The organism is Rhodococcus indonesiensis (genome assembly GCF_047782815.1).
GTDB classification, from domain to species: Bacteria; Actinomycetota; Actinomycetes; order Mycobacteriales; family Mycobacteriaceae; genus Rhodococcus; species Rhodococcus indonesiensis.
Window position 1 is genome coordinate 3,939,991 of sequence record NZ_CP180630.1, and the last position, 13,512, is coordinate 3,953,502.

The 13,512-nt window shown below is 68.2% G+C and carries 10 protein-coding genes; all 10 read right to left on the minus strand.

The window, feature by feature from the left end:
- Nucleotides 1-33: 33 nt before the first annotated feature.
- Nucleotides 34-3,540, minus strand: a complete 3,507-nt coding sequence (locus tag ACM26Y_RS17945) for a DNA-directed RNA polymerase subunit beta (RefSeq protein ID WP_003937633.1) — start codon at nt 3,538-3,540, stop codon at nt 34-36.
- Between the two features lie 340 nt (nt 3,541-3,880).
- On the minus strand, nt 3,881-4,762 hold the full coding sequence (locus ACM26Y_RS17950; protein ID WP_416061506.1) for a hypothetical protein: 882 nt from the start codon (nt 4,760-4,762) through the stop codon (nt 3,881-3,883).
- Between the two features lie 21 nt (nt 4,763-4,783).
- Entirely contained in the window at nt 4,784-5,356 is a 573-nt protein-coding gene (locus ACM26Y_RS17955) for a type II restriction endonuclease (protein WP_003937631.1), read from the minus strand.
- A 95-nt stretch (nt 5,357-5,451) separates the two neighbouring features.
- Entirely contained in the window at nt 5,452-6,699 is a 1,248-nt protein-coding gene (locus ACM26Y_RS17960) for an MCE family protein (protein WP_416063705.1), read from the minus strand.
- A complete protein-coding gene (locus ACM26Y_RS17965; RefSeq protein ID WP_289381910.1) occupies nt 6,699-7,973 on the minus strand; it encodes an MCE family protein in 1,275 nt (424 codons plus the stop codon). The genes ACM26Y_RS17960 and ACM26Y_RS17965 overlap by 1 nt, the downstream gene beginning before the upstream one ends.
- Nucleotides 7,970-9,217: an MCE family protein gene (locus ACM26Y_RS17970; RefSeq protein ID WP_003937628.1), complete on the minus strand. Its 1,248-nt coding sequence runs from the start codon at nt 9,215-9,217 to the stop codon at nt 7,970-7,972. Before ACM26Y_RS17970 ends, ACM26Y_RS17965 begins: the two co-directional genes overlap by 4 nt.
- Nucleotides 9,217-10,212 (minus strand): MCE family protein, encoded by a 996-nt coding sequence (locus tag ACM26Y_RS17975; RefSeq protein ID WP_003937627.1) that lies wholly within the window; start codon nt 10,210-10,212, stop codon nt 9,217-9,219. The genes ACM26Y_RS17970 and ACM26Y_RS17975 overlap by 1 nt, the downstream gene beginning before the upstream one ends.
- Nucleotides 10,209-11,288 (minus strand): MCE family protein, encoded by a 1,080-nt coding sequence (locus tag ACM26Y_RS17980; protein WP_003937626.1) that lies wholly within the window; start codon nt 11,286-11,288, stop codon nt 10,209-10,211. The genes ACM26Y_RS17975 and ACM26Y_RS17980 overlap by 4 nt, the downstream gene beginning before the upstream one ends.
- Complete coding sequence (locus ACM26Y_RS17985; RefSeq protein ID WP_416061507.1) at nt 11,285-12,652, minus strand: MCE family protein; 1,368 nt, start codon at nt 12,650-12,652, stop codon at nt 11,285-11,287. The genes ACM26Y_RS17980 and ACM26Y_RS17985 overlap by 4 nt, the downstream gene beginning before the upstream one ends.
- Nucleotides 12,649-13,509 (minus strand): MlaE family ABC transporter permease, encoded by an 861-nt coding sequence (locus ACM26Y_RS17990; protein ID WP_040783020.1) that lies wholly within the window; start codon nt 13,507-13,509, stop codon nt 12,649-12,651. Before ACM26Y_RS17990 ends, ACM26Y_RS17985 begins: the two co-directional genes overlap by 4 nt.
- Nucleotides 13,510-13,512 lie beyond the last annotated feature (3 nt).

The window sequence follows — 13,512 nt, forward strand, 5'->3', positions numbered from 1 at the left end:
GCCGTGCGGGAGTGCATCTCATCGGGTCGGCTCCTAGTTCGCGAGGTCGTCGACCGTGGCCGACTCGTTGCGGGAAAGGTTGATGCCCAGGTTGGCCGCCGCCCGCTCGAGGTCCTCGTCGTCGCCGTCGGCCATCGCGATGGCCGCGCCGTCGCTGGAGAGCACCTCCACGTTCAGGCACAGCGACTGGAGTTCCTTGAGGAGCACCTTGAAGGACTCGGGGATACCCGGCTCCGGGATGTTCTCGCCCTTGACGATGGCCTCGTAGACCTTCACGCGACCCACCACGTCGTCCGACTTGATGGTGAGCAGCTCCTGCAGCGTGTACGCCGCACCGTAGGCCTGCATGGCCCAGCACTCCATCTCGCCGAACCGCTGGCCACCGAACTGCGCCTTACCACCGAGCGGCTGCTGGGTGATCATCGAGTACGGGCCGGTCGAACGGGCGTGGATCTTGTCGTCGACCAGGTGGTGCAGCTTGATGATGTACATGTAGCCGACCGACACCGGGTACGGGAACGGCTCGCCGGAACGTCCGTCGAACAGCGTCGCCTTGCCGTCGGCGCCGACCATGACCTCGCCGTCACGGTTCGGCAGCGTCGAGCCGAGCAGACCCGTCAGCTCGTCCTCGCGGGCACCGTCGAACACCGGGGTGGCGATGTTGGTGTCCGGATCGGCGGCGAGCATGTCGTCGGACAGGTTCTTCGCCCACTCGGGACGCTCACCGTCGCCGGCGACCTGGACATTCCAGCCGGCCTTGCCGATCCAGCCGAGGTGCGTCTCGAGGATCTGGCCGATGTTCATACGACGCGGGACACCGTGCGTGTTGAGGATGATGTCCACCGGGGTGCCGTCGGGCAGGAAAGGCATGTCCTCCTGCGGGAGGATCTTGCCGATGACGCCCTTGTTGCCGTGCCGGCCGGCGAGCTTGTCGCCGTCCTGGATCTTACGCTTCTGCGCCACGTACACGCGGACGAGCTCGTTGACACCCGGGGGCAGATCGTCGTCGTCCTCGCGCGAGAACACGCGGACGCCGATGACCTTGCCGGTCTCACCGTGCGGCACCTTCAGCGACGTGTCACGCACCTCGCGGGCCTTCTCACCGAAGATCGCGCGCAGCAGCCGCTCCTCGGGGGTCAGCTCGGTCTCGCCCTTCGGGGTGACCTTGCCGACGAGGATGTCGCCGTCGCGCACCTCGGCGCCGATGCGCACAATGCCGCGCTCGTCCAGGTCCGCGAGGACCTCGTCCGAGACGTTCGGGATGTCGCGGGTGATCTCCTCGGCACCGAGCTTGGTGTCGCGGGCGTCGATCTCGTGCTCCTCGATGTGGATCGAGGTGAGCACGTCCTCCTCGACGAGGCGCTGCGACAGGATGATCGCGTCCTCGTAGTTGTGGCCTTCCCACGGCATGATCGCCACGAGCAGGTTCTTGCCGAGTGCCATCTCACCGTTCTCGGTGCAGGGGCCGTCGGCGAGGACCTGGCCGGACTCGACGCGCTGCCCCTCGTCCACGATCGGCCGCTGGTTCGAGCAGGTGCCCTGGTTCGAGCGGTCGAACTTGCGCAGACGGTAGGTGCGGCGGGTGCCGTCGTCCGCCATCACGGTGATGAAGTCGGCCGAGACCTCCTCGATCACGCCGGACTTCTCGGTGACGACGACGTCGCCCGCATCGACGGCGGCACGCAATTCCATGCCGGTACCGACGACAGGAGCCTCGTTGCGCACCAGCGGCACGGCCTGACGCTGCATGTTCGCACCCATGAGGGCACGGTTGGCGTCGTCGTGCTCGAGGAACGGGATCATGGCCGTGGCCACGGACACCATCTGCCGCGGCGAGACGTCCATGTAGTCGACCTCGGTCGCCGCGACGAATTCGACCTCGCCGCCCTTCTTGCGGACGAGGACGCGCTCCTCGCTGAAGCGGCCGTCGGCGTCGACCGGCGAGTTGGCCTGTGCCACGACGTGGCGGTCCTCCTCGTCGGCGGTGAGGTAGTCGACCTGATCGGTGACGATGCCGTCCTCGACCTTGCGGTACGGGGTCTCGATGAAGCCGAACGGGTTGACCCGCGCGTACACCGACAGGGAGCCGATCAGGCCGATGTTCGGGCCTTCCGGGGTCTCGATCGGGCACATGCGGCCGTAGTGCGAGTGGTGGACGTCGCGGACCTCGAGGCCGGCGCGCTCACGGGACAGACCACCCGGGCCGAGCGCCGAGAGGCGGCGCTTGTGGGTCAGACCCGACAGCGGGTTGTTCTGGTCCATGAACTGCGACAGCTGGGAGGTTCCGAAGAACTCCTTGATCGCAGCCACGACGGGACGGATGTTGATCAGCGTCTGCGGCGTGATGGCCTCGACGTCCTGGGTGGTCATCCGCTCACGGACGACGCGCTCCATACGGGACAGGCCGACGCGGATCTGGTTCTGGATGAGCTCGCCGACGGTACGCAGGCGACGGTTGCCGAAGTGGTCGATGTCGTCGACCTCGACGGGAACCTCGACGCCGCCCGGCGCCGTCATGGTGTTCTCACCGGCGTGCAGGCGCACCAGGTACTCGATGGTGGCGACGATGTCTTCCTCGGTGAGGGTCGACGCCTCGATCGGCTGGCCGGCGTTCAGGCCCAGCTTCTTGTTGATCTTGTAACGTCCCACGCGCGCCAGGTCGTAGCGCTTGTCCTTGAAGAAGAGGTTCTCCAGCAGGGTCTGCGCGCTCTCCTTGGTGGGCGGCTCGCCCGGGCGCAGCTTGCGGTAGATGTCCAGCAGAGCCTCGTCGGTACCGGCCGTGTTGTCCTTCTCGAGGGTGGACATCATGATCTCGGAGAAACCGAAGCGCTCGACGATCTGCTCGTTGGTCCAGCCGAGCGCCTTGAGCAGCACCGTGACCGGCTGGCGGCGCTTGCGGTCGATCCGCACGCCGACGGTGTCGCGCTTGTCGACGTCGAACTCGAGCCACGCGCCGCGGCCCGGGATCACCTTGACGCTGTGCAGGTCCTTCTCGGTGCTCTTGTCGACCGTGCGGTCGAAGTACACGCCCGGCGAACGCACCAGCTGCGAGACGACGACGCGCTCGGTGCCGTTGATGATGAAGGTGCCCTTGTCGGTCATCATCGGGAAGTCACCCATGAAGACCGTCTGGCTCTTGATCTCGCCGGTGTTGTTGTTGATGAACTCGGCAGTGACGAACAGCGGCGCCGCGTACGTCATGTCCTTGTCCTTGCACTCCTCGACCGAGGCCTTGACCTCGTCGAAGCGCGGGTCGGAGAAGGACAGGGACATCGACCCGGAGAAATCCTCGATCGGAGAGAGCTCCGCGAGGATCTCCTCGAGGCCGCCGACGACGGGACCGTCACCGCGTTCGGCGGCGAGCGCGCGCCAGCGCTCGGAGCCGATCAGCCATTCGAAGGAATCTGTCTGTAGATCGAGGAGCCCGGGAACTTCGAGAGGTTCGCGAATCTTCGCGAACGAGACCCTCTTCGGGGCTCCGGGGATTCCGGCAACTGCCTTGGTCTGGCTAGAGACTGCCAAGATGCGTCCTTCCAGCACCTCACGCGGGCCGCTCCAACCGGTGCGACCGCCGCTGTACCTGCTTCTTCATGTGGGGCGTTATCGCTGGTTGCAACCCGAAAGACAACCCCACCGCGAAGTCGGCGGAACGAACCCCGGAGGGCAACGCTCCCCGCGATGCGGTCGAGAGATGGACAGGAGGCAGCCAGCGCAAAGTCCGAACTTACACCCAAAAGTCGCAGATGTCGAGCGACGGCACGAAAAGAAGCGCCCGACCCCGGGCGCCCAGGACGCATATTCGTGCGTGCGTACCGATAGAGTGACCGCTCACGCCGTCCGCGTCAAGAGCAACCGGGCCGATCCCCGGTCACCGCGCTCGTCAGCGGTCCCGGATCTCGGAGACCAGCCACTTGCCGTCGATCTTCTCCATCCGCACCAGCAGCGGCGCCGACGCACTGCCCTGGGCGACCGCGTCGCCGGTCGCGCTGACGCTGATGAACGCCGCGACCTCGGCCCGGTCGTCGTCGAGCATCGACGCACCGATGTGGTCGATGCGCACCTCCGTCGCGGTGTGCGTCTGCACCGCGGCCTGCTTGGTGACATCCGCGGTCAGATCGAACTCCTCCCGCATCGGCGGGGTGAGGACCTCTCGGATCGCGGCGAAGTCCTCGTCGATCGTCTCGTGGTTGTAGCCGTGCATCGTCTCGATCGCATTGCCGGCGGCGGCGGTGACCTCGGACGTCGCGGCGCTGTCGACCCATGCCTCGTTGGTCACCGTCGCCCCGGGACGGGCGGCGGCGACCGCGGCGAACGCACCGAGCGCAAGCGCGGCACCGCCGACGATCACCACCGGACGCCAGCTGCCGCGCGAGACGGTGCCGCCGGTCTGCGCTGCCGGTTCCGCCACGTCCCCACCGTCGTCGACGGGCGACGGTTCACGCGGCTCCGGGGCGCTCTCGAGGTCGGAGTCGGAGTCCTGCCCTATCGGGGCCGCCGAGGGCTCGGACCCGGTTGCTTCGGGGGCCGCCGTTCCCGCCCGGGCCGTCGGAGACGGGGTGGGCTCGGGCGGGGTGGACGCGGTCGGGGCGATCTCGGTCGAGGTCGGCTCGGTCGAGGTCGGCTCGGTCGGGGTCGGCTCGGTCGGGGTCGGCTCGGGGCGGGCGGCACCGCCCGCAGCCGGGGTCCGGCCCGTCCCCGCGATCTTGGGCCGTCGGCCCCTCGGAGGACCGGCCGGATTGGGCTTGCGACGCTGCGGGGGCACTACACATTCTCCTTCATCGGCTCACTCGCCTGCGGCGGGTCCGGGTTCGGCCGGGGGCACGGGGGTGGGTTCGGGCGGCGCGGGTTGCTGCGCTCCCTCCGCCGGCCCGGCACCGAGCTGCACGGAGTCCAGCGGCTGGATCGTCTCCGCCTTCCACACGTCGCCGTCCTTGCGCATCGCCACGTTCACGGTGACCTTGTTCTCGACGAAGTTGTCGGGCCAGGTGGTCTTCACCGCCAGGACGACCAGGGCCTGCGCCGTGTCGGCGTCCGTGTCGAGCGCCGTCAGCGAACCGAACAGCACGTCTGCCGACATGCCCGTGCCCGTCTGGGCCACCTGTTCCCGGATCTGCTGCTCCGTCGCGGCGAGATCGTTGTTCAGGGCCTCGCCGGTGATCGAGGACCGCATGTTCTCGATCGACGTGTCGACATCGGCGGCGTCGACGCTGTTGAGATTGATCGCGGCCTGCATCGCCCCGGACAGGGCGGCGTCCCGCGCCTCGGCGGCCGGACGGTCCACGAGCAGGGTCCGCCCCCATCCGAAGCCGAACCAGGCGGCCGCGGCGAGCGCGATCACCGCCAGCACGCTCACCACTACCAGAACGATCCTGCGCATCTTGTCGCCGCCCGCCCCCGCCGTCTGCGGGGGACGGGACGTCGTGTCTGAACTCACTACACCAACCTACTTACCTACTTCGGGGTGACTCCGAGCAGCGGCGCGAGCTGCGTCGCGATCGGATTCAGATTGAGCTTGTCCGGGTCCTTCTTCGGTGTGAAGTCCCACGGCTGGATCGTGGCCGGGTCGGCGAACACGATCCGGTTCGCGCTGCGCACGCCGGTGACGCTGCCCTGCGGAACCTCGCAGGACGCCTCCGTGTTGAACGGGAAGTCCTGCTGGGTGTCGTCGAAGTTGGGGTCACGGCGCTGCATCTCGTCGAGGATCGCCTGGGTGCCCTCGTACCCGATGGTGCACGACGGCGGGTTGTTCGTCTCGAACAGGATGCCCTGCCGGACCGTTCCGTCGCCGGGCGCGACGGTCCCGGCGCTGGCCGCGACGGCCGGCAGGAACGCGAGCAGCGGCTGCAGGGCTACGGCCTGCGGGCCGAGCTTGTCGCCGAGCAACGCCAGGTTCGTCAGGTTCGCCGTCAGACCGGGGCCCGAGTCCGCGACCAGCTGCGTGAGTTCCTCGCTCGCCGCGGTCCCGGTCTCGAGGAGGCGCCGGACGTCCGGGTCGCTGTCGCGCAGCTGCGCGGTCACCAGGTCCAGGTCCGCACTGAACTGCCGGATCGCCGACGCCTGCACCGACTGGGTGTCGAGCACGGTCTGGCTGTCGCGGATCAGCGACACCGTCTGAGGCAGGTACTGCACTCCGGCGTCGCTGAGCTGGGCCAGGGAGTCCACGAGGGTCTGCAGCTGGCCGCCGCGGCCGTCGAACGCGGCCCCCAGTTCGGTCACCACCGTGCGCAGCGAGTCCACCGGCACCGAGCGGACGAGCGCGTTCGTGCTCACCAGGAGGTCCTGCACCGGCACCGGCACATCGGTGGCGTCCTCCCCGATCACCGATCCGTCCTCGAGGTACGGACCCTCGTCGGTGTCCGGTAACAGGTCGACGTACTGCTCACCGATCGCCGAGCGGTTCGCCACCACGGCGCGGGTCGACGCCGGGATCTGCGGCCCGCCGTTGTCGAGGAGGAGGGTGACGTCGATGCCGTCCTCGGTCAGACCGAGTTCCCCCACCCGCCCGACCGGCACACCCCGGTAGGTGACCTCGGCGTTGGTGAAGATGCCACCCGAATCGGCGAACCGGGCGTGGACGGTGTACTGCCCGAACCCGAGCAGGTTGTCGAGGCGCACGTACCGCGCACCGACGAACACCACGCCGAGCAGCGCGATCACCACGAACGCGACGATCTGTACCCGCAGCAACCGCGATCTCATCATCGCCCTCCCCCGACTCCGAGCTGATCGAGCAGGCCTTCCAGCGGATTGGCCGGCGCCGCACCGGAGTCCGGCGCCGCGGCGGGCAGGCCGGGCAGCGTCACCCCCGGCGGCAGTTCGAGTCCCGCCGGCAGCCTCGGCTCCGGGAGTTCCGGCAGCAGCGAGACCGTGGGCCAGCCCCGTCTCGGCCCGTTGCCGTTGTAGTACGGATTCGACGGATCCACGACGGGCTTGGGCTCACCGAACTTCGGCTGCCGGTAGACCGGATCACCCTGTCCGACGCCGAGCGAAGCCAGCGCGTCCCCGATCTGCAAGTCCACGGCGAGGAACAGGTTGACCGAGCCGCCGAGGGCGATCCTCTCGACCCCGTCCGGGAAGGGCACCGTCGGGATGAACGGCAGCGCCTTCACCAGGTCGTCCCCGGACGCGGCGAGCTGCTGCAGGGTGGGGCGCAGGGCCAGCAGATCCGCGATCAGGTTCTCCTTGGACTGGTCGAGCACGTCGGTGCCCACGGTTCCCAGTCGGTCGAGCTGGACGAGCAGCTCCGTCAGCTGGGGACGCTGCTGCTCGAGCACCGCCGTGGCCACCGGAAGGTCGTCGAGGATCGCCGCGACACGCTCGTTCTGTTCCGCGACCCGGACGGTGAGCACGTCGAGGCCGTCGAGGGCGCGGGTGATGTCATTGCGTTGCTGATCGAGACCGTCGATGAGCCGATCCGCCTGCTGCAGAAGGCTTTTCGTGGTACCTTCGCGTCCCTCGAACGCGGTGGACAGCTCCTCGACGACCGGCTGCAACTGGCCGACGCCGCCACCGTTGAGCAGCAGCGAGAGGGCACCGAGTACGGGTTCGAGTTCCGTGGCGTGCCGGGTCCGGTCCAGCGGAATGACGTCGCCGTCGGCGAGCAGTTCGCTCGACGGGTCGCTCGGCGGCGGAGTGAGCTGGACGAACTTCTCGCCCAGCAGGCTGGTCTGTTCCACCGCCGCATACGCGTTGGCCGGCAACTCCACCGCCGAGTCCACCACGATCCCGACGTCCGCGGTCCACCCGTCGGGTCCCACGGAGACCGTCTCCACCCGGCCGACGGGCACGCCGTCCACCTTGACGGTCGACTGCGGCACGAGGTCGAGCACGTCGTCGAACTGCACGGTCACGTGGATGGGGTCCGAGCCGACGTCCGCGCCACCGGGCAGGGGCAGGCTCTCGGCGCCACCGCACGCAGACACCGTGAGGGCCGTCGCGCATGCTCCGGCACCGAGAATCACCGAGCGTCTCACTGTCCGCCCTCCTCGAGGTTCAGGCGCTGGGATTCGACGCCGGGCACCGTGCCGGGCACCACCTGACGCTGGATGTTCTCGCCGCTGAGGACACCGAACGGCAGGATCAGATCCGGGGTCCGGATGTCGTTGGTGATCTGTTCGGCGAGGCCGGAGCACTGGTCGATCAGCGGCTGCATCTGCCGGCCCAGCTGCTCGAACCTCGGGTCGCCCGGCACGAGCCGACCCAGATCGATGAGCTTGCACATCACGCCGGCCGGGTCCTGCAGATCGGTCACCACCAGGCGGGAGGCGAGCGACCCGGACTCCGCGTCGTACGAGTTGACGAGGTTGCTCACCGCCAGGGGCAGCAGGGTCAGCGAGTTCACCAGTGAATCCCGGTTTGCGGCGAGGTTGTTCGTCACCGGGACCAGGGCGTCCACGTTGTCCTTCAGCGCCGCCTGGTTGTCGTTCACGAACTGCGCGACCACCCCGAGCGACTCCGACAGCTGATTCAGCGCCAGCCCGAGGTTCTCCCGCTCACCGGCCAGATAGCCGGACAGGTCCGACAGCTGGGTATTGAACTCGCGCACCTGCTGATCGTTCGCCGCCAGTGCGGACACGAAGATCTGCAGGTTCTCGATGGTGCCGAACAGGTCACCCCGCGACTCGTTCAGCGTGCGCGACGCAGCGGAGAGCTGCTCGATGGTCTGGCCGAGCGCAGCACCGTTGCCCTCGAGGTTCTCGGCGCCGGTCTCCACGAAGCGGGTCAGTGCCCCGTCCTTGTTCGCGCCCTCCGGGCCGAGAGCCCGCGACAGCTCGTCGACGCTGGCGTACAGCTCGTCCACCTCGACCGGGGTGGCGGTCCGTTCCCGCGGGATGACGGCGCCGTCGGTCATCGTCTCGCCACCGGTGTACGCGGGGGCGAGCTGCACGTAGCGGTCCGCGACGACCGACGGGGTGATCTGCACGGCTTTGGCATCGGCGGGGATGTCGACGCCACGGTCGACACGCATGTCCACCCGCACCTGGTCCCCTTCCGGGACGACCGCGGTGACCTTACCGACCTCCACGCCGAGGACCCGGACGTCGGACCCCTCGTACACGCCGACGGCCTTGTCGAAGTACGCGGTGATCTCGGTGGTGCCCATGCGGTTGAAGACCCACCACAGCACGCCCGCGATCAGCACCACGGCCGCGACGATCGCGGCGATCAGCACGATCGGGCCGCGCCGGGAGCCGCCACCGGACTCGGCATGCGACATCAGTTCTCTCCCAACGTGCGAACCGGATCGCGGTATCCGGGGATCTCGGGCAATCCGGGCGGAATGAGGTTGACGACGACCTGGTCGAACCAGCGGCCGTTGCCGACGACGTTCGAGTACAGCCGGACGAACGGCTCGTACAGCTTCATCGCCCGGTCCAGGTCGTCGTTCCGGTCCTGCAGGATCTGGACGACACCCCGCAGCTGATCGAGCGCCGGACCGATCGTCGCCTCGTTGTCGCGAACCAGGCCGGTCAGCTCCGCCGACAGACGCTGCGTCCCCGTCAGCAGCTGTGAGATGGCCTGCTGGCGATTGTTGAGTTCGGCGATCAGCAGTGCTCCGTCGCTGATCAGTCGATTGAACTCCGCGTTGCGGTCCGCAAGGATCTGCGACGTCCGGCCGGTCGCCTCGAGCAGCCGCTTCAGTTCCTGGTCCCGGCTCGCCACGGTCTGCGAGAGCCTGGTGACCCCGTCCAGCGAGGCCCGGATGTCGTCCGGTGTCTGGGAGAACGCCTCCGAGAGGGTGTCGAAGCTCGTGGCCAACTGCTCGGAGTCGATCTCGCCCAGGGTGGTGGCCGCCGACGAGAACGCCTCGATCACGTCGTACGGGGCGACGGTGCGCGACAACGGGATCCGGTCGTCCGGATCGAGCACCTCGGTGCCCCGAGGTTCGAGGGCGAGGTACTTCTGGCCGAGGATGGTCTTGATCTGGATCGAGGCGGAGGTGTCGTTGCCGAGCCAGGCGTCCTTGACCTTGAACGACACGAGCACCCGGTCACCGTCGAGTTCGATGTCGGTGACCTGGCCGACCTTGACGCCGGCGATGCGCACCTCGTTGGTGGGCTTGAGGCCGGCCGCCTCGGTGAACTCCGCGCGGTAGGTGGCGCCCGCCCCGATGATCGGCAGCGAATCCAGGAAGAAGGCCGACAGGGTGGCCAGCAGGACCACGAGAATTCCGAGGGCGCCGGACACGGCCGGACTGCGACGTCTGCTCATCGTCCCTGCAACTCCTGCATCCCGTCCTGCGTACAGCGCTTCGCGGCGTTGGTGTAGATCGGCTGGTTCACCGTGGGCAGACCGGTCGGCAGATTCAGGTACGGAACCGAACCCGGCCCGGCGATCACGTCGATGCCGCACAGGTAGAACTGGAACCACGACCCGTAGCTCGCGACCCGGCCCAGCTTCTCGAGCTTGACCGGAAGGGTCGCGAGGACCTCGTCGACCGCGTCGCGGTTGTTGTTCAGGTTCGCCCCGAGCTGCTCGACCGCCGTGATCGAACCGGCGATCGCCGGCCGGGTCGGCTCGAGCAGATCGGCCGTCGCGTCCGTCAGCCCGGCCAGCGACTGTACGGCCGCACCCACCGTGTCGCGGTCGGCGGCAAGCCCGCTGACCAGCGCCTGGGTGTTGACGAGCAGCGAGTCGAGCTGCTCGTCCCGCTCGTTGATGTTGGTGAGCACCGAGTTCAGGTTGTCGATGACCGCACCGATCACCCGGTCCTTGTCGGCGATCGTGTTGGTCAGGCTCGCCGTCGTGCGCACCAGGTCGTCGACGGTTCCGGATTCGCCCTGGAACACCTGGACGATCTGGGACGAGAGTCGGTTGACGTCGTCGGCGCTGAGGGTCTGGAACAGGGGGCGGAAACCGTTGAACAGGGTGGTCAGGTTCACGGCCGGCTTGGTGCGTTCGAGCGGGATGGTGTCGCCGTCGGTCAGCTTCATCCCCTGCATGCCCTCGCCCTGGTCGAGAGCGATGTACCGCTGGCCGACGAGCGTGCGGTAGCGGATCGTCGCCGTGGTCGCGGCGGGCAGCCAGTCCCGATCGGACACCGAGAACGTCACGCGCGCCTCGCTGCGGTCCACGATCTCGATCTTCTCGACCTGGCCGACCCGGACGCCGGCGATCCGGATGTCGTCACCCTCGTTGAGCGAGGTCACGTCCGAGAAGATGGCGTGGAACTTCGTCCCGCCCCCACCGCCGAGGCTCGCGATGGTTGCCGCGAGCATTCCGGTGGCGAAGATCGTCACCACGGCGAAGACGATCAACTTGATCAGCGGTGCTGCCAGGCCTCTCATCGGAAGCTCACCTCCGTTCCACGCAGCGCAGGCGCACCCAGGCGGGTCGTCCAGGTCGGCACGTCCTCGGGCGCGATGCCCGTCGCCTCCGCATACACGACGTCGAGGGCGTCCTGCTCGGCACGGGACCCGGAGTACGAGACCTGCGTCGTCGCCGGGGTCGTCCCGGTCAGCTCGCCGACGTCGTCCGGCACCCCGGACCCCTCGGGCGCCGGGAAGTAGGACATGGACTCCGGTCCCGGATTCCGGGACGGCACCTGGTAGGAGCCGTCGTTGATGGAGCCGCCGGGGTACTGCGGGAAGAACCGTCCCGGAGCCGTGACGTTGTCGTAGCAGGTGGGGCCACGAGTATCGAGCAGGCGCGGCTCGTCCTGGTTCGGCAGGTACCGGCCCTTCGGATTGACGAACTGGACGCTCGCCCGGACGCCGGGGAACGGGTCGTCGGCCGCGAGCACGCCGGCAGCCGCGGGCGCCGCGTCGGCGAAGCCCTTCAGCATGCACGGGTACGACGGCGAGTACCGCGCCAGCAACTGCAGGGCCTGCTTGGAGTCGGCGGCGATGCTGATGATCGAGGCTGCGTTCTGTTCGAGCAGCCCGGCGGTCGCCGACGACGCTCCTGTCGCCGTGACGAGCAACGTCTCGAGCTGGTTCTCCTGCTCGACCACCGTGTTGCCGGTGGTGCGCAGGTTGTCGAGGGCACTGATCAGATCGGGCGCGGCGTCGGAGTAGGTCTGGGAGAAGTCCGCGAGTCCGCGCAGGTCCTCCTGCACGGCCGGGAGTTCCACATTGACCTCACGGAACACCTGTTCGAGCCGGTCCACGGTCTGTCCGAGGGTCTCGCCGCGGCCGCTCAGGCCCTGAGCCAGGGCGCCGAGGGTGTTCGCGAGGTCCTGCGGCGGGATGGCCTCCAGGAGGGGCAGCAGCCCGTCGAGCACCTGGCCGAGTTCGACGGTTTCGGCACTCGTGTCCTGCACCAGGGTGTCCCCTGCCTGGACCGGGCGCGCCGGCTGGTCCGGCAGGATCAGCGAGACGTACCGTTCGCCGAACAACGTCTTCGGCAGCAGTTGGGCGGTCGCGTTCGCGGGGATCAGGGCGGCCTTGTCCGGTTCGAGCGCGAGATGCGCGGTCACCGTCCCGCCCTCGGCCGTCGTGCCGCGAACCTCGCCGACGATCAGTCCCCGCACCTTGACGTCCGCGTTCAGCGGCAGCGCGTTACCGACCTCGTCGGTCACGAGGTCCACCTCGACGACCTTCTTGAAGGTCTTGTTGTACATCGCAATCGTGACGAACAGGAACAGTCCCAGCACGACGAAGAACATGAGGCCGAGGACCCTCCGCTTGAGGGTCGAGGGGGTCGAGTTCATCCGGCCACCCTCACGGTCGTGGTCGTACCCCAGATGGCGAGGCTGAGGAAGAAGTCGAGCACTGCGATCGTGACGATCGCGGTGCGCACGGCACGGCCGACAGCCACGCCGACGCCGGCGGGACCACCGCTGGCGTTGAAGCCGTAGTAGCAGTGGATGAGGATCAGGAAGAACGCGAAGACGAGAACCTTCGCGAAGGAGTACAGCACGTCCTCCGGTGGGAGGAACAGGTTGAAGTAGTGGTCGTACGAACCCGACGACTGCCCGTTGAACATTGTGCTGATCACGCGTGTCGCGAGGTACGCGGCGAGCAGGCCGATGATGTACAGCGGGATGACGGCGACGAAACCGGCGATCATCCGGGCGGTGACGAGGAACGGCACCGACGGCACCGCCATCACCTCGAGCGCATCGATCTCCTCACTGATCCGCATAGCACCGAGCTGGGCGGTGAAGCCACAGCCCACCGTCGCCGACAGTGCCAGCGCCGCCACGATCGGCGCGAGTTCGCGCGTGTTGACGTATGCCGACAGGAAGCCGGTGAGCACCGAGGAGCCGAGTTGCTCGAGGGCGGCGTAGCCCTGCAGGCCCACGACGACGCCGGTGAATCCCGACATCATCGCGATCACGCCGATGGTGCCGCCGATGACGGCGAGCGCGCCGCTGCCGAAGGTGACCTCGGCGAGCAGCCGCAGCACCTCCTTGCGGTAGTGGACGAGGGTGCGTGGGGTCCAGGCGATGGCCCGCGCGTAGAACGACATCTGGTCGCCTGCCCGATCCAGCATGTCGAGAGGAGCGCGCACGATTCTGCGCCCGCGGAGCCAGATGACATCTCCGCGGCCCTTTGCGATTGTCATCGA